Source organism: Flavobacterium sp. LHD-85 (genome assembly GCF_030929595.1).
GTDB lineage: Bacteria > Bacteroidota > Bacteroidia > Flavobacteriales > Flavobacteriaceae > Flavobacterium.
The window spans coordinates 156,305-173,824 of the sequence record NZ_JAVFVR010000015.1 but is presented as its reverse complement, the minus strand read 5'-3'; the positions used below and the strand labels follow the sequence as shown (position 1 = coordinate 173,824).

Annotated in this window: 12 protein-coding genes; 2 read left to right on the top strand and 10 right to left on the bottom strand. The window is 34.7% G+C overall.

What is annotated here, in order from left to right; translation table 11 throughout:
• Window positions 1-77 precede the first annotated feature (77 nt).
• Window positions 78-632, bottom strand: a complete 555-nt coding sequence (locus RB618_RS19850; RefSeq protein ID WP_308070367.1) for an NAD(P)-binding domain-containing protein — start codon at window positions 630-632, stop codon at window positions 78-80.
• A 165-nt stretch (window positions 633-797) separates the two neighbouring features.
• Between RB618_RS19850 and RB618_RS19845 the strand changes: the two genes are divergently transcribed.
• A complete protein-coding gene (locus RB618_RS19845; RefSeq protein ID WP_308070366.1) occupies window positions 798-3,815 on the top strand; it encodes a two-component regulator propeller domain-containing protein in 3,018 nt (1,005 codons plus the stop codon).
• Here the strand turns inward: RB618_RS19845 and RB618_RS19840 are convergent.
• From RB618_RS19840 to RB618_RS19815, 6 genes are all read right to left on the bottom strand, one after another.
• Complete coding sequence (locus RB618_RS19840) at window positions 3,812-4,441, bottom strand: response regulator transcription factor (protein WP_308070365.1); 630 nt, start codon at window positions 4,439-4,441, stop codon at window positions 3,812-3,814. The two genes, RB618_RS19845 and RB618_RS19840, sit on opposite strands and share 4 nt — an antisense overlap.
• 5 nt (window positions 4,442-4,446) lie before the next feature.
• Window positions 4,447-5,877, bottom strand: a complete 1,431-nt coding sequence (locus RB618_RS19835) for a glycosyltransferase (RefSeq protein WP_308070364.1) — start codon at window positions 5,875-5,877, stop codon at window positions 4,447-4,449.
• Between the two features lie 11 nt (window positions 5,878-5,888).
• A complete protein-coding gene (locus tag RB618_RS19830; RefSeq protein ID WP_308070363.1) occupies window positions 5,889-6,713 on the bottom strand; it encodes a hypothetical protein in 825 nt (274 codons plus the stop codon).
• Between the two features lies 1 nt (window position 6,714).
• Window positions 6,715-7,929 (bottom strand): YaiO family outer membrane beta-barrel protein, encoded by a 1,215-nt coding sequence (locus tag RB618_RS19825; protein ID WP_308070362.1) that lies wholly within the window; start codon window positions 7,927-7,929, stop codon window positions 6,715-6,717.
• Window positions 7,929-8,294, bottom strand: a complete 366-nt coding sequence (locus RB618_RS19820) for a response regulator transcription factor (RefSeq protein WP_308070361.1) — start codon at window positions 8,292-8,294, stop codon at window positions 7,929-7,931. Before RB618_RS19820 ends, RB618_RS19825 begins: the two co-directional genes overlap by 1 nt.
• 75 nt (window positions 8,295-8,369) lie before the next feature.
• Window positions 8,370-10,355 carry an ATP-binding protein gene (locus RB618_RS19815; RefSeq protein ID WP_308070359.1) on the bottom strand — a complete coding sequence of 662 codons (1,986 nt, stop codon included), beginning with the start codon at window positions 10,353-10,355 and terminating at the stop codon, window positions 8,370-8,372.
• A 299-nt stretch (window positions 10,356-10,654) separates the two neighbouring features.
• Here RB618_RS19815 and RB618_RS19810 point away from each other — a divergent pair, with 299 nt between their 5' ends.
• A complete protein-coding gene (locus RB618_RS19810) occupies window positions 10,655-12,937 on the top strand; it encodes a cation:proton antiporter (RefSeq protein ID WP_308070358.1) in 2,283 nt (760 codons plus the stop codon).
• An 80-nt stretch (window positions 12,938-13,017) separates the two neighbouring features.
• Here the strand turns inward: RB618_RS19810 and RB618_RS19805 are convergent, their stop codons facing one another.
• From RB618_RS19805 to RB618_RS19795, 3 genes are all read right to left on the bottom strand, one after another.
• Window positions 13,018-13,656, bottom strand: coding sequence for an NAD(P)H-binding protein (locus RB618_RS19805; RefSeq protein ID WP_308070357.1), 639 nt, complete (start codon window positions 13,654-13,656; stop codon window positions 13,018-13,020).
• A gap of 193 nt (window positions 13,657-13,849) precedes the next feature.
• The gene (locus RB618_RS19800) at window positions 13,850-16,129 is read right to left on the bottom strand and encodes a DUF5074 domain-containing protein (protein ID WP_308070356.1); all 2,280 of its coding nucleotides are present in this window, start codon (window positions 16,127-16,129) and stop codon (window positions 13,850-13,852) included.
• 188 nt (window positions 16,130-16,317) lie between these two features.
• Window positions 16,318-17,517 carry a cell surface protein gene (locus RB618_RS19795; protein ID WP_308070410.1) on the bottom strand — a complete coding sequence of 400 codons (1,200 nt, stop codon included), beginning with the start codon at window positions 17,515-17,517 and terminating at the stop codon, window positions 16,318-16,320.
• Window positions 17,518-17,520 lie beyond the last annotated feature (3 nt).

Here is a 17,520-nt window from a genome sequence, read left to right as displayed (position 1 = left end):
CCAGAAAGTTAGCTTTTCTGGGAACATTTAGGATTGAACAATTCTAATTATTCAAAGCTGGTTTCGTAATATATTTTCTAATTCATGAAACAAGAATGCATTGGAAGTTGGTACAATTCTTCAAAATCTATTCCAGCAAGATTTAGGCTTTTAAAAAATGCTTTTGCTTTATTTTTTGCCTGTTTATCCAATCCTGTATAAAATATTTCATTGCCATTCTGCTTTTGGTTTATCATAGAAAGCACTTCTGGATTAACTACATTAAGAACCCTTATAACATGAGATTCTGGCAATAGCGATGCAATTATTTCTGATGAAGATTTTGCATTTGGCCTCAAGCATTCTAAGCTAAAAATTGGATTGCTCTCGTGAATTATTATTTTTTCATTCATATCGGGCAAGTCCGTTAGGAATAGTCCAACATCTTCACGGGGAATAAATAATATCAAAATACTGGCTTTTGCAGCTTCGTTTCTGCTTACCAATTTTACATTTTCTCCCATTTTTTTAGCCAAGTCCTGAAACTGGCGATTTTCGCGGGTGGAACTTAATAATACCTGATGTCCAGCCTCTACTGCCCTATTCACAAAATTCATTGTAAAACTGCATAAACCAATTACTCCTATCCTCATCTGTTTTGAACTTTGTTGTTAACCTTTTAAACAAATATAGCGTTACAAACCCTTATAGAGCCTATTCTGAATGTACCAATACACCTACAACGCTGTAGATTTAAAACTACAAACGGCAATTTCTGATTTATGTTTTATAAGTTTGTATCCTATAAAATTAGTCAGATGTCTAAAATGACGGCTTTTGTTTCTTTTCGTTATGGTTGTTTTTTGCTGCTGCTCTTAACAACTAAAATGGTCTGCCAACAAAACTACAAGGCCAGATGGTACACTGCGGACAATAACGAACTGCAGCAGAATAGCATAAAGGCAATCGTTCAGGGCAAACATAATTTTATATGGATGACGACTGAAAATGGTATTGTGCGTTATGACGGAAACAATTTTCTGGTTTTCAATTCATCCAACACTTCGCTAGAGCACAATCGTTTTACTGATATTTTCGGAAGTATAGAAAAAGACAGCCTCACCAGTTACAACGAGAGCAAAAAAGAGCTAGTTTTTATTCGGAATGCCAAAGTTCAAATACTCAAAAAAAATGCTCCTCGTTCTAGTTTAGACCGAAACGGCAGACGTTTCTTTTTTCATGATGGCCTTCCCTCAAACTATACCATCAATCAGCATGAGCCTTATTATATCAAATTAGCTACTGGAAATACATTTTTCGTAGATAATGAGAGCATTGAATTATGCGATTCAAAAATGAAAAGCATTTCTAAGACAGCTTTTAAAAACGATAATGTTTTTAATTTTTTTGCGCTAAACAATTCTCTTTTCTACCTAACAGAAAATGGAGATTATCACTGTTTCTCACAAAAAGGCAAATCATCTGGAAAGCTTAATGTATTATCATCAGAAAGTAATCGTAAGCTTTTTTGGAATATTACTACTGGACAGGTTTTTCTTTCTGTTAAAAATAAAATTTACCAGCTAAAAAACCAGAATGGCAAACTGACAGCCCAATTAATTGTTGAATACAAAGATTTTGAAGCAAGCAATATTATTGCGGTTTATTTTGATCAGAAAAATAGAAAACTATATCTGGGAAGCAGTACAAATGGATTGTGCATCATTTCTTTCCCTGCTTTTAAATCTGTAACCAAAAATACGGGAAGAGCCGAAGTCTATTATGCCGCACAAGCTTTCACAGACAGCACGATCGTCACTTCTGAGGGGTTAATTATTAACGATAAAAAAATTGTTGGCCATATTCCTTTTCCTAAAAGTGTTTTTTTGGAAGAGCGTCTAAATATTGCTCTTGACGATGAAAAAAATATCTGGATCAGCCGAAACCTAAATGTGCTTTGTTATCTAAAAAACTCGGGCTACAAAAAATATCTCACTTATCGTTTTGATCAAAATCCGAAAACAATATTCAAGGATAACAGTAATACGATCTGGGTTTCTATGGGTATCGATGAATTTCATAAACCCAAATTGTATGCTATAAAAAACGGAACGGTAACGCTAAAAGCTGTTTTCAAAAAAAACATTAATTATATTGTCCAGCTCAAAAATGCACTTTATTTGGGTGGAGATCAAGGTTTATTTCAATATGATTTAAAAACTGAGAAAATACATTTTGAAAAAAATACTGAAAAATTAAATATTAGAAGCGTTTTTATCGACAGCCAACAGAAAATTTGGCTTACCACATACGAAAAAGGTTTTTATCTCTACTCCGATCATAACTTATATACGTTCCCAACAGACGAAGAAAACTCGCTTAATTCTTCGCACTGCATCATTGAAGACAAAAATGGCTTTTTCTGGATATCAACCAACAAAGGGCTTTTTCAGGTTTCAAGAAAAGTGCTGCTCAACTATTCTAAAAATAAAAGCACCATAATATATTACCATCAATACAACAAATCGGATGGTTTTCTGATTAACGAATTTAATGGCGGATGCCAACCATGTGGCAATCTTCTTAAAAATAACACTATCGCTTTTCCGTCTATGAACGGAATTGTATTTTTTAATCCTGATAAAGTGTCTCCTTTACTGCCTAGCAAAGATCTTTTTATAGACAGGGTTGTTCTAGATCAGAAAACACTTTTGCCAAAAGATACCATTGTCTTAAAAAACAATTTTCAGAGGGTTAGTTTTCTACTTTCTTATCCTTATTATGGCAATCCTAAAAACTTGACCATCGAAGCAAGAATGGATAAAATTGGCAGTGACCGTTGGGAAAGGCTGAGAGCCGATAAATCGATATCTTTTACTACACTGCCGCCTGGAACTTACAAACTTACTTTTAGAAGTTTGTCTGGTTTTGATGCCAATTATGCCTACAAAACTGTCATTCTTGTTGTGCCTGCAAAATTCTACCAGACCATCTGGTTTGCTATTCTTTGCTGTTTTCTTACAGCTGGTTTTGTAATTTCACTTTGGTACATACGATTGTACTATCAAAGAATGAAAAGAATGCAACTGGAAGAAGTCATTGCAAAAAAGACAAAAAAATTAGCTTCTACCGTTAAAAAACTTGAAAAGGCAGAAAACAATTTAAAACAAGAAATTAAACAGCACGAAATGTTGGTTAAAAGCATGAGCCACGACATCAAAAGTCCGCTGAAATTCTTGTCTTCTTCTATAAAACATCTTTTTGAAAACAGTACGATACAAGAAGATCCAAAACTCAAACAGCAATTGGGAACCTTACAGACATCTACTTCTCAACTGTATGAGTATGTCGAAAATCTTATCAAATACTCTTCTATTTTTATTGAAGGAAAAAAACTGGAAGATGAATGTTATTCTTTACATGAACTCATCGAAGAAAGCATTCAGATTTTTGAAAAGATTGCAGAAGCCGAAAATAATACCATTATCAATAATGTACCGAAGGCTTTATTTGTAAAAACAAACAAAAAAGCGCTTTCCATCATTATTCATAATTTGATTGATAATGCCATAAAAAATACCAAAAATGGAAGAATTGCACTATTATGTACTACCCAGAATAACATTCTTAACTTAAAAATTATTGATAATGGCCAAGGAATGAGCAAAGAGCTTATTGATTATTATCACAATTTTTATAAAAATCCGATTTCAAAAAATTATCATCTCGGACTTCACATGATTATTGAACTTCTTATCCTAATTGAAGGAAACATCAATATTATTAGCGACATTGATAAGGGAACTACAATCGAAATTATGGTTGAGTACAACTAGCTCTTAAACGTTTTGTACAAATTGATGAGCTCTACCAAGTTATTGACTTTTAGTTTCTCAAAAACTCTTGCTTTATACGTGCTCACGGTAGACATATGAATGTTGAGCTGGTTTGAAATTTCTAAATTGCCATTTCCCTGAACCAATAAATCTGTAATCTGAAGTTCTCTTTTGGATAAACCTTCCAACGGATTTAAAGTTTTTTTACTAGTCTGAGTATTTACCAATTTACTAACCAATTCAGAAGAAATATACGTTCCCGATTCGAAAATTGATGTAATAGCAAACATGATTTTTTCTTCGCTGCAGAGTTTGTCTACATAACCGTTGGCGCCAGAAGAAAGGTATTTTAAAGCATATTGTTCTTCTTCGTGGGCAGAGAAAACCAATATTTTGACATCGGGTTGAATCGCTCTGATGTCGGTTATCATATCGGTATTTTTTCCGCCTGGAATATTAATATCTAAAATCACTAAGTCAAAAGAAAGATTTTTTAAAAGTGTAATCGCTTCAAAGAAATTTTCGGCATTCGAAATGGCAACATCATCAAACTGCCGTTCCAAAATCATGGCAACTCCATTTCGCACTACCAAATGATCATCTACTATTAAAATCTTCTTTGTCATCTTCATTATTTCTTGGTAAATCCTTTTCTGGTCATTTCGCCCCATCCCTTGGTTCCCATCATTTTTTCTTTATACCCAATTAAAGCCGCATAAACGGTAAGCGGATGAAAATAAAATGGTTCTATAAAAGCCGCCATCAGCAATTTGAAAAAATCGGCTTGTTTTGGGTATTTATGATAGGTTTTTTCTTCGCTGTACAAAGCAATAACAGAAAAGAGCACTGCAAATGTATACACAAAAAGCAGCAGTAAAAAGAAAAAATGCCAGTTTAAAAGACCGAATACTATAAATACTGCAGTGATGACCAAGCCAATAAATTCTATTGCAGGCGCTAGAAATTCAAACAAAGTCCAATATGGCACACTCAGCATTCCTAACAATTTATATTTCGGATTTAAAAACATTCTGCGGTGAATGCTTAAGGTTTCTATTGTTCCTCTCATCCATCTGGAACGCTGTTTTTTGAATATTTTAAAATCTTCAGGCGCTTCTGTCCAACAAAGCGGATCTGGAATATAGCTCACCGAATATGGCAGTTTATTATCCAGCATATAACGGCGCATTCTGACAATAAGCTCCATATCTTCTCCAACCGTTTTGGTGCTGTAACCGCCAGAAAGTATGGCAATTTCTTTATCAAAAGCTCCAAAAGCACCGCTGATAAGCAATAATCCGTCTAGTTTTCCCCACGCCATTCTACCTAAAAGAAATGCTCTTAAATATTCTAAAACCTGAATTCTCGACAGCATCACATCTGGAACATTTACTTCGACTAGGCGTCCGTTTTTTATTATACATTGGTTCGCAATTCGCACTACTCCTCCAGTGGCAATAATGCGTTTTCCGTATGATTCTAAAAATGGTTTTGCGAGTTTTAAAAGTGAATCTTTGTCTAAGATACAATCGACATCAATACAAACCACATAAGGATTCTGGGCAATATTAAGTCCGACATTTAAAGCATCTGCTTTACCGCCATTTTCTTTATCGACCACAATCAGTTTTTTTAAAGCTGCATTTCTTGAAGTATAAATGCCTCTAATTTTTTTGGTCTCAATTTTTGGATGAAACTCCAAATCAGTCAAAACCAAATCGTAGGTTTTGGTTAAGATTTCCATCGAATTGTCTTTGCTTCCGTCATTGACTACAATAACCTGATAATTGTTGTAATTCAGCGAAAGCAATGATTTTACATTTTCTTCAATCGTAAGACCTTCATTATATGCGGGCGCAATAAGCGAAAGTTTTGGAGCAAACTCGCTAGTCAACAGCACATCGTAATCGACAAAACTGTTTCGTTTAAGGTATCTTCTAAGCTCTTTTGTAGAAATATAAGCCAATGCTAAATAAGAAGACATGATTAGTATGGCGTAACCAAGAATAAGGAGTATATATACATCCAAAAACCACGTTATTTCAGTATTAAAAAAAGTCATTTCTTGTTCAATTATACTGTTAATGCCTGCAAAAGACTCTGTGCTTTGTATTTAATTACAGTGTTTGAAGTATTCTCTGCCAAATGAACAACATGAGGAAGCTTCTGTGTTAGTTTAAGCTCTTTTATCAATTTTAAACCAAGTGCCACTACTGTCGTATTTTGCGATTCTAATAAATGTTCTATTCCAACTGTATCACCAACATCGTGTTTTTTGAAAGCGCCAATAATATTCAGCTGCATCCAATCATCAATAGGATCTGAATGTTCTACTAAATATCTAATACTCCGAGTTCCTTCAAGTTTGATTGCGGCATTTAAGGCAACAATCTTTAATGTTTTTTTTCTGGCTTTAGAACAGGCCACAATTGGAACAAATGCTTCTTTAATATTAAACTCTGCCAATTCAGTAATACCTTTACATTTTACTTCCCATCTCAAACTTTTAAGTTTTCTAAAAGAAATTTTCATCAGATGAGAATCTCTATAAAACTGTTCTAGTTTTTTAGCATAAACACCTTCATAATTTTTATGCAGATTGATAAGCGAATCTGTCAAAACTTCTCTAAAAAAAGGCGTATCAAAAAGAAATGGAAAATTTTTGTCTTTTTGTATTACTTCGGCAAAAGATATATCCTCAAAAATAACAGCCGACATAACCTTATCAATTATAGAACTGTATTCTTTGCTAAGACGTTCTTTTTTGATTTTACCGTTTCTGCTGGCAACAATAATAAGATATAGAATAAGAGAGGCCGCTACAAACAGATAAATGGAGAAAGTAAGAAAAGGTACTTCCCACTGGCCGTTTTTATATAGTTCCCAGAATTCTCTCATCTTAAAAACGTTTTGTTACAATTAGCTGTACATTAAACTTGTTTCGATATTCACTAGGAATATACTCTTCATATTCATAAAGGAAAATTGGACGTACAAAAAACGAATCGCCAAAACGATGCTGATATTGAAGTCCAACACGATATGCCTTTAATGGCTCTGTAAAATTATTGTAGAGATACAGGTACGGAACGTTTCCGTATTGCAATTCCAATCTTATAAGACGTTCTTTTTCTTCATTGACACGCTGAATGCTTAAAACATGAGAAAAAAGTTCGTTCGAAATATCATAATAAGGTCTATAAGCAAAACTATAAACTCCTGCATTGTAGGCAACTTGTCCTGTAAGCAAGGTAATATCGTCTGTATCAAAATGCATAAATCTTCCTCCAAGCGAAAAATCAAAATGTTTCTGTGGCTTAAAATAATATTCTAAACCTGCTTTGGCTACAGGAAAAATGGTTTCTCCTGTCGAAACGCCAGCATTTGCATACAAATAACTTTTGTTTGAAAAGGTTTGATAAAAATCGGTTTCAAATAACATTTGGGTTTCGTTGCTGATATTTCCAATATTTGTCCTTCCTACAATTGCCGATTTACTGAACTTATGCGAATATTCAACATATCCATAATGAAATGGTTGCTGTCCAGGATCGGAAGTCGAAATATTTAAGTAAGAAGCCGAAACTGTATTTTTTGCTTTACGTCCAATAAGCGTACGTATTCCACTAAAAGCTTGTGTACTATTATCGATGTAAGATGCTTTTTCTATTAAATCTAACGCTTCTTGATCTCGATTTAATTTCTCTAGACAAGTGGCTTTAATCTTCAAAACTTCAACCGATTTTGGGTCTATCGCAAGATATTTATCGCAATACGAAATACATTTTTCGTAATCTTCTGTCCAGAAGTAAATGTTTACAAGCGCTTGCAGAGCCTCAGGATTTGGATTATTTCTGTCTGCCATTGGAGACAAAATCTTTATTGCCGTTTTATAGTCTTTTTTCCAGCTGTAAATGCGTCCTGCATAAGTCTGTATATCTTCATTTTCAGGATATTTGGCTCGGAGAGGCTCAATTATCGATAATGCTTTATCGTAATTTTCTTTTTCGACTTCACGCTTTACATTGGCTAAAGCCTCATCTATATTGATTTCTTGTCCAATTGCAATAGAGGAAATGAAAAGAAGGAAAATAGAATAATATACAAACTTCATCAGATTCGGGGTTTTAGTAATCTATTAATCCTCACTAAAAGTACAGCCGGACTTACTGGTTTAGCAATAAATTCGTTTGCTCCAATATCAAAAGAGTCAAGCTCGGTCTGCTCAACACCCGAAGAAGTCAAGATAATGACAGGAATATCAGATTTAAGATTCTCTCTAACATGCTGGGTAATTTCCATTCCGCTAACGCCCGGCATGTTTATATCGGTCAATATTAAATCATAGTTTTCTTTTTCGATCGCTTCTAGCGCCTCTTTACCATCAGAAAACTGGTCAATACTAAATCCTTTAGATTCTAGAAAAAAAGATAACGATTTGCGTAGGATATCATTATCTTCGGCTACAATAATTCTCATTTTTTTATTTTTTCTCTTTGGGACAAACTAATTTATATCATCATTACTATAAAGCTACAGTATATTTCCCTTATATCATAGCTCTTTTAAAATTTTAACGACTTCCTCGATTCCGCAGCTGAAAATATTTACTTTATCTAATGTTTCAGCAGTAAATTCGCCAGATGACGCTTCTTCTTCGATAATCGACAGACAATTGCTTAAATCTTGCAGCATAAAAATGTCCATGCTCGATTTCATATTATGTGCCAATTTTTTTACGCTGTCATGATCAATATTCTTAAATGCCTCTTCCAGCTGTGTCGCTTGAACTGGAATTTTTTCTATAAAAAGACCAATCATTTCTTTCTTAAATTGCGGATCGCCACCAGACATTTCGTCCAGAAAAGACATATCAATAATTCTCTTATGATGCCCATCGCTGTCTGGAGTCATAACCGTTTTTATGGCTTTTAAAAGAACGGCCTGTTTAAAAGGCTTTGGCACATAAGCATTCATTCCTACTTTGTAGCAGCGCTCCTGCTCTCCTACTAGAGAATGTGCCGTCATGGCAATAATCGGAATAGTCGAATTCATTTCATTTCGAATATATTCTGTCGTTTGGTAGCCGTCTTTAACAGGCATTTGCAAATCCATTAAAACCAGATCATATTTGTTTTGAGACAAAAGTTCGATGCCTTCTTCTCCGTTTTGCGCGATATCTAAATCAAAACCAAAATTATTAATTACGCTTTTTGCCAGTTTTTGGTTTAAAACATTGTCTTCGCAAAGCAATATTTTAAGATTTCCTAAATCGTTCTTAGAAACCGTTTTTACTGCTGCTTCTTCAGAATCTGATTTTTTGTACGAAAGGATAAAGAAAAACTCCGAACCGCGGTTTAGTGTACTTTTAACATGAACTTCTCCTTTCTGAAGCTCTACTAATTGTTTGACAATATTAAGCCCAAGTCCTGTACCACCAAAGGTTCGTGTTGTGCTTTCTTCGCCTTGCGTAAAACGTTCAAAAATAGTTTCAAGCTTATCTTTCGGGATTCCGATTCCAGTGTCTTTTATAGAAAATTTAAACGAATAACTATCTTCTGTTTCCTCAATTTTCTTAACTGAAACCGTTACTTCTCCTTCATTTGTAAACTTAAGCGCATTCCCGATAAGGTTCACCAATATCTGATTAAGTCTTCCTTGATCGCCAATCACCATATCTGGCAATTCGGCATCAAGAAAAAGATTAAACTCAACCTCTTTCTGCACTTTTACCTTCAACAAACTATAAACATGTTTGAGGGTTTTCTTCAAATTAAAAGATTCGGTTTCGATTGTCAAATTTCCAGATTCCATTTTTGAAAGATCCAGAATATCATTCACAATCAAAAGTAAATTTTCGCCTGCAATCTGAACACTTCCAATATAATCGCGCTGTGTATCATCGAGTTCTGTTTGTGCAAGCAAATCGGTAAAACCAATAATTGCGTTTAAAGGGGTTCTAATTTCGTGGCTCATATTAGCCAAAAAACTGTCTCTTGCCAGAACAGCACGCTCTGCAATTTTTCTTTGCGTATATAACTGATTGTTTTTTGTGCCTAATTCCAGCTGTGCAATAACGTGTTTTGCAATAATCGAAAGTGCATTGCGCTGATTATCATTTAATTCCTTAACGACATGATCAATAGCACATAGCGTTCCAATATTATAGCCATCTGGCGTTGTAAGCGGTACGCCGGCATAAAACCTTACATTGAAACCTCCTGTAACATTGGGATCATCTTTAAATCTTTCGTTGACATGAGTATCATTGATTTCTACAATTTCAGTATCTAAAATAGTGTAATTACAGAACGTAATTTCCCTTGGCACTTCAGAAACTCCTATTCCTATCTCAGACTTAAACCATTGTCTGTCTTCATCAATAAAAGAAATATGGGCAATTGGCACACCGCAGATATAAGAAACAAGCTTTGTCGCATCGTCAAAGGCATTGTCTGGAAGCGTGTCTAGTATATTATAACGTTTTAGGGCTGCTAAACGTTGCAGTTCGTTTTCTGGAATGGGGTAATTCTTATTCATTTTTTGGCATGGTAAAGGCATAAAGATAAGGCAAATTACTCTAAAACCCTTGCACTATCTCGACTTTTCTAAAAAGCCACCTTAAAAAACTGTAATTTTTATCGGTCAAATCTTCCTTTTTTTATTTCATTACAAATTTTTTCTAGGTCATTACAAAATTGAATAGCCCCTATTGGGCAAATGCTGATTTTGTTATAAAATTGCCCTGATTTTATGAACTAATCTCTTCAAAAAAGCCTTTTTTCTACCTTTTTCACAAGAAAAATCAAGTCGCTGCGAAGAGCAAAAAATGAAAATAAATGAAAAATTTAAGAAACAGTATTTTTTACGTTGGAGTTATTGGAGGATTCTCCGTTCTAATGTATTGGATTATTTTGTTAGGCGTAAAACTGGAAACAGGTCGAAATCTTAAAATCCCTACTTCAGACAAAAGTCAATGGAGCGAATTTCTCGATTCTCTTATAAAAAACCTGCACCATCCTTTAGCTCTTTTATTGGCACAAATTGTTACGATTATATTTGTTGCCCGTATTTTTGGATGGATATGCATTAAAATAAAACAGCCCGTCGTTATTGGAGAAATGATTGCCGGAATTGTGATGGGACCTTCCTTAATCGGAATGTATCTCCCTGAGTTTTCTGCCGCTTTGTTTCCTGCCGAATCGCTTGGAAATCTTCAGTTCTTAAGCCAGATTGGTTTAATCCTTTTCATGTATATCGTGGGAATGGAAATTGATATGAAGATTTTGAGAAACAAAGCCCACGATGCTGTAGTTATAAGCCACGCAAGTATTATCATTCCGTTTGTTTTAGGAATGGGACTGGCGTATTTTATATATGACGAGTTTGCCCCCGCTGATGTACAATTTACATCTTTTGGTTTGTTTGCCGGAATTGCAATGAGTATCACTGCTTTTCCGGTGCTTGCCAGAATTGTGCAGGAACGTGGCATTCATAAAACAAAACTGGGAACTATTGTAATTACCTGTGCCGCCGCCGATGATATCACGGCTTGGTGTATTTTGGCTGTTGTAATTGCAATTGTAAAAGCTGGTTCTTTTGGAAGTGCTTTATACACAGTTGTTTTGGCTTTAGGTTATGTTTTCTTAATGATAAAAGTCGTTCGTCCGTTCCTGAAAAGAATTGGAGATTTGTATGCGACAAGCGATAAACTAAGCAAACCCATTGTTGCCATTTTCTTTTTGACTCTTGTGGTTTCTTCTTACTTGACAGAAGTTATCGGAATCCATGCTTTATTTGGTGCTTTTATTGCTGGAGCAATCATGCCGGAAAATATTAGATTCAGAAATCTATTTATCGAAAAAGTGGAAGACGTTGCTCTTGTGCTTTTATTGCCTTTATTCTTTGTTTTTACTGGTTTAAGGACACAGATTGGTTTGTTGAACGAACCTTATTTATGGAAAATTGCAGGATTAATTTTTGCAGTGGCTGTTATAGGTAAATTTGTAAGCAGTGCGCTTGCAGCAAGATTTGTGGGACAAAACTGGAAAGATAGTTTGTCAATCGGTGCTTTGATGAATACAAGAGGTCTAACAGAATTGGTTGCTTTAAATATTGGTTACGATCTTGGCGTTTTAAGCCCCGAATTGTTCTCTATGTTTGTTATTATGGCACTTGCCACTACTTTTATGACTGGCCCAACTTTAGATTTAATCAATTGGCTTTTTAGATCTAGCAAGCCAGAAACCGAAGAAGACATTGCATTAAAAAACAAGTACCGAATATTATTGTCTTTTGACAGACCTGAATCTGGAAGAGCTTTACTTAAAGTTGCTGACGGATTGACCAATAAACGTTCTGAAAGCTCTGAAATAACGGCAATGCACTTTCTTCCTTCTGAAGAACTACATCATTACAACACTGATGTTTATGAAGACGAAAAGTTTAAAGATATTGTGGAAGAATCTGTTGCTTTAAACCGAAATATCACTACTATGTTTAAGGCATCTGCCGATATTGACAATGAGATTGTAAATGTTGCCAACAAAAGCAAACATGATTTATTATTGGTTGGAATTGGGCAATCTATTTACCAAGGAAGTTTATTAGGACGCGTACTCGGATTTACAACACGAATTATTAATCCTGAAAATATACTAAATACCGTAACCGGAAAGGAAAACATTTTAGAATCTGCTCCTTTTGATGATGGAACTAGGCAAATTATTGCAAAATCACATATTCCGGTTGGAGTTCTAATTGACAAGGATTTAGCCGACATCAACTCGATTTTTATTCCGATTTTCAGCTTAAAAGACTGGGGTTTTATGCAGAATTATGTTCAGAAGTTTATTCAGAATATCAATGCGAGAATTGAAATTTTGGATGTTGAAGGCAAAATTATGGCCGATCTGGACACGAAAGAAAAAATTAGGTTAATGGAACAAGCAGCTCCAAACCAGCTGACATTGAGAAAAGAACAATCTATAGAAAAAGATTTTCTCGACCAGCAAGATCTTATGCTGATTTCTATTGATGGATGGAAACATTTAGTAGATATTAAAAGCCCTTGGCTGACTAATATTCCTTCTACTTTAATTCTTTCTGAAGATAAAAAATAGCTTTTTTTAAAATTATGAATTATAAGTTATGAGTTGCAAATAGGTCTGTAACTTATAATTCATAACTCATAACTCATAACTCATAACTCAATAATTCGATTCAGTTCAAGCGTTGTATTTCCTGACGGAAGTACTTTTGGTGCTTTTACCAGTTTTTCGGCTAAAAATGTAGTTGTAATTGGTTTCAGGTTTTTAAAAAGCCCAATTGCATTAAAGAATTTTATGACTTTGACAGAAATCTTTTCGCCGAAACGATCTGTATTCTCTCGAATTAAAGGTCCAGGTCTGAAAATAATATATTGAGGAAAATGAAGCTCTTGGAGATAGTCTTCTAGTTTGCCTTTCATCATAGAATAATATACGCTGCTTTTTGCTGAAGCTCCGTAAGAAGAAACCAAAATCAAAGATTGCACATTGTTTTGTTTTGCCACAGCTGCGAAATCCGCGGGAATATCGTAGTCGATTTTCCATTGTTTTTCTTTTGAACCGGCATCTTTCAGCGTAGTTCCTAAACAAGAAAAAAGCGCATCTCCGGTAATTTCGCTTTGAAATGAATTTACATTCGAAAAATCAACAACATGCTCTGTCAATTTTGGATGAGATTTTCCTGTTGGACGTCTCACAAAAATTGATACCGCTTCATAATCATTATTTTCCAATAGCAGATTAACCAACTCTTTTCCTGTTGCACCTGTTGCTCCAATTACCAATGCTTTCATAATGTTCGGAATTTTGTATCGTAAATATAATGATCTTTTTTATTGAAAAAAACGTCTCCCGATATGTCGCTCCTCTGGAGCTTTTTCCTCTCGCTATTTTATTTGCTATAAATATTATGCTTCTCCGAAGCATTTTGCTACAAAAAAAAGCTGTCAATTTGGTGACAGCCTTTAATTATTCAATTTTAAAATTTTATCTTTTAATAAATTTCTGAGTATACTTTGCTTTATCAGTCACAATATTGATAATATAAAAACCTTTGGCAAAATCACTTACATCAATTTGATTGTTATTTAGTCTCGTATTGATGGTTCTTCCATTAACATCATAAATCACAACATCGGTAATTTCATCTTCAGTACTAATATTCAGATAATCTGAAACTGGATTTGGATAAATTGATAATTGCACTTTCGTGAATTCGTCTCTGCCTAAAACCGCTGTATCAACCAAAATCGATTTTTCGACTATTTTTCCATTAGAATTAAAACTGATTACAATTGTTGCTTTTCCTCCTGTTTTTGGCGTTACAATCAGTTCTTCATTCGCATTAATTTCTACTGAAACAATAGTTTCATCACTATTAGATTTTATGTTTTTTACAATCGCACCAGACAAATTATCTTCATCTGAAACCACTGTTTTTAAATCAATAATTGTCGGACTTCCTGTTGAAATTTCCGAAGGCAGAATTGCATTTACAATTGGAGCTGCATTATCTGGAAAGACTGTCATGGCAGGAAACCAATAATAATCATTTAAAGTTTTGGTATCAACTAATTTTCCTGTATTGTCAAAAGTATGAATCCAGTTTTTTTGGTAATGTGCTCCAAAACCACTTTCGGTTGTGTTTACAATAATCTGATCTGAAACAGGATCAATTCTCAATGCTGCTCCATAAGGAATTTGCTTAAAAGTTCCTGTTTGTCCTGGAAGTTTCGCAAAACTTTCATTGAATGTTTTGGCTGCCACATCAAATTTTATAATTTGAACACCCGAAGTAAATGCGTTGACAGAATTCATCCAATACAAAGCATTTTCTTTATTGCTATAAGTGAAACTACCAGCATTCCATGCTCCCCAAGAACCTAAATATTGAGTGGTTGGTATGGCATATTCAATAGTTGCAAAAGTTAAGGGGTTAATATTAATTATTTTCTTGTTTTGAATTCCCCAAATGCTTCCATCTTTAGATTGCGTAACCGAATGAAACGCGCCTGTAATCGTTTTTACGACACTATTTGTTTTAGGATCAATGACCAAAATTCCACCGTTTTGTTTTACAGCAAATACATATTGAGAAGTGCGAATCATATTTCCAATCTGCCCAGCATACTGGCTTCCGCCTCCTGTTCCTGCAATGAGAGTTCCTACTTTCATATTGGCAATATCAAAAATAAAAATTCCGTTTGAAGCGCCTATATATCCCGTTTTTTCATCAACTCCAACAAAAGAACGACCATCGCCTCCTCCAACATTATCAAATTCTGCAAGGGTTTTCATGGTTAACGCATCGGCAACAACTAGCCTTCCGCCTGGAGTATATTGCGTATCGCCTCCATCTTTAGGCTGTTTAGAAACAAAATAAAATTTATCCCCATAAATAGTTCCGTATTGTGTTGTAGCTCCAAAAGCTTTATTTTCATTTACATCGCTATAAACCCTATAATTAATTTTCCCGTCATTGCTAACAAAATTTACAGATCCATTGGTGTGGCCAAACCACTCTTCGTTTACCATAAAATACCCCTTTGTAAAATCTATCACATTAGAGTATGGTGTTACAGGAGTAAATGCAGCAATGGGTTCTTCTGCAAACGAAACATTAAAATTCCAAACATCCCAAGAACCATTTTGTAAAACTCGGCTTGATGCTCCTAATCCAGAATAATCAAAACTATTATTCACATCATCTCTTACCCAATACGACCAATATCCTTTAGTTGTCCAGCCAGACTGCCAGTGATCTGATGCATCAATTGGTGTGTATTCGTCAAAATCATAAGCCGCTGTATTTACAATACCGCTCACAGGATAATAAGGATAAGTTAGATTTCCGCTTTTGTACAATCCAATGGTGTTGGCTCCATCCAAATCGAAACCGAATCCACCAATTGCAGTTCCAAATTGTGTTCCTTGCAATAAAAGAGTATAAAAACGTGGGTCGGCTTTTGCAATGGCTTTCATCATATCTTCGCCAGTTGCACTTCCATCCCATTTAAATCCCCAGATTAAAGCGTCTGCATTTTTTCCATCGTTCCATTGCACAGCAAATGCTGCTTTATTGGCACCTGTACCAACCCAAAACTGAATATCATCAAAAGTGGTCGCATTGGCACTTTTTGCTGTTAGTTGTTTTTGTGTAACTGTATTTAATTTAATGTCATTTCTAGGAACGCCTTGCACTGTTATCTGTGCATTGGTTAGAAATGCAAAAAAAAGCATTATTACTATAAAGTAGTTTTTCTTCATAATGTTATGGTTTTAAAATGTTGTGTTACTATTTTTTTAAACACATAGAGACATAGATTTTATTTCATCGAAAAGAATAGAAAAAAGAAACTAGTTTCTAACACATAGCTATGTGTTTTAAAATAAAGTGAAACGCCTTTCTGAGTTTCTAAAAAATTATGTCTCTATGTGTTAAAAATTTTACTGTGTTAGTTAAGATGTAAATCGTAAGCCCCAGAAACCTCTGTAGAAACTTCGCCAAGCCAGCCTGCTTCCTGATTGATTGCGGTGTATATTTTTACGAAATCTATTCCAGGAAGTTTTAAGTATTTTCCGTTTTTATCTACTGCCCAAGAAATATCGATATTCGAAGCTTCATCACTATTTGGAGCATTATCGGCATAACCAAATTCAAACGATTTGCCTACCCAATACGAACCTTCTCCGCTTTGATCGTAGAAGTTATCTGCTATTCGCGTTCCTTTCAAGCTATAAGAAGCATCGGCAATCCAAAGTGGATAGTAATTTTGTTCATGAAACACATTTTGTGATTTATATCCTGATTTTCCAGCGTTGTCCTGCCATTTAATGTATTCGGTATTAACTTGCCAAAATTCATTTCCTGCAACTGGCAATTTATTTGGATCAGGTTTGAAATAAGTAATAGAATAGTTTTTTGTAGTCGTGTTTTTAAAATATTCACTTCCAGCAATTTCGTACCATTCGTCTTCGTCAGGTTTTCCATTTTTATTCTTGTCGTAAGCCACCATAATAATTCCGGGTTCGCAAGATCCTGCACGCGCTTCGTTTGCTTCATTTCCCCAAAAAGCATTTCCTAAAACCTTAAAATCTCGTCCGCCCATATTTGGAATCGTGTGATCGAAACCAAAAACCACGTAACCTCCAAAACCGCCTAGTGAAATCATTGTGGTGTTTGAACCTGCAATTGCTTTCTTGGCGGCAGAAATCATATTGGCTTCTGTATTCCTTACGGTATATTGTGGAATTTCATTTGTAAACTGTCCAACTGCAGGACGAAAATCAAATACATTAGAAATATATTTACTATATGTTCCCGTTTCTTTTGTAACATTGATTGACGAGTTATAAATCTTGGTTTCTCCGTTTATTTCAACTTTTAAAGTCAATGGATAACTTTTTTGAAACGGACTGATAAAATCCAAATCAGCATTTTCTGAAATAATAGAATCTTTAACACTCCAAGTCAGTTTTGCTGTACTCGGAAGGTTTGTTGCGATATTCAGAACCTTAAAACGGTCAATTGTGTAGGATTCTTTCAGAACTTCTGCGGGGAGCAGATTTTCTTCATTATCATTGTCTTTATCACAAGCCACAAATCCCAAAAAGAGAATTGAAAACAAAGCGATTTTAAAAAGATTTTTATTCATCAT

Coding starts and splice junctions, on each gene's coding strand:
- RB618_RS19850 (WP_308070367.1), bottom strand. CDS start 632: ATGAGGATAGGAGTAATTGGTTTATGCAGTTTTACAATGAATTTTGTG.
- RB618_RS19845 (WP_308070366.1), top strand. CDS start 798: ATGTCTAAAATGACGGCTTTTGTTTCTTTTCGTTATGGTTGTTTTTTG.
- RB618_RS19840 (WP_308070365.1), bottom strand. CDS start 4,441: ATGACAAAGAAGATTTTAATAGTAGATGATCATTTGGTAGTGCGAAAT.
- RB618_RS19835 (WP_308070364.1), bottom strand. CDS start 5,877: ATGACTTTTTTTAATACTGAAATAACGTGGTTTTTGGATGTATATATA.
- RB618_RS19830 (WP_308070363.1), bottom strand. CDS start 6,713: ATGAGAGAATTCTGGGAACTATATAAAAACGGCCAGTGGGAAGTACCT.
- RB618_RS19825 (WP_308070362.1), bottom strand. CDS start 7,929: ATGAAGTTTGTATATTATTCTATTTTCCTTCTTTTCATTTCCTCTATT.
- RB618_RS19820 (WP_308070361.1), bottom strand. CDS start 8,294: ATGAGAATTATTGTAGCCGAAGATAATGATATCCTACGCAAATCGTTA.
- RB618_RS19815 (WP_308070359.1), bottom strand. CDS start 10,355: ATGAATAAGAATTACCCCATTCCAGAAAACGAACTGCAACGTTTAGCA.
- RB618_RS19810 (WP_308070358.1), top strand. CDS start 10,655: ATGAAAAATTTAAGAAACAGTATTTTTTACGTTGGAGTTATTGGAGGA.
- RB618_RS19805 (WP_308070357.1), bottom strand. CDS start 13,656: ATGAAAGCATTGGTAATTGGAGCAACAGGTGCAACAGGAAAAGAGTTG.
- RB618_RS19800 (WP_308070356.1), bottom strand. CDS start 16,129: ATGAAGAAAAACTACTTTATAGTAATAATGCTTTTTTTTGCATTTCTA.
- RB618_RS19795 (WP_308070410.1), bottom strand. CDS start 17,517: ATGAATAAAAATCTTTTTAAAATCGCTTTGTTTTCAATTCTCTTTTTG.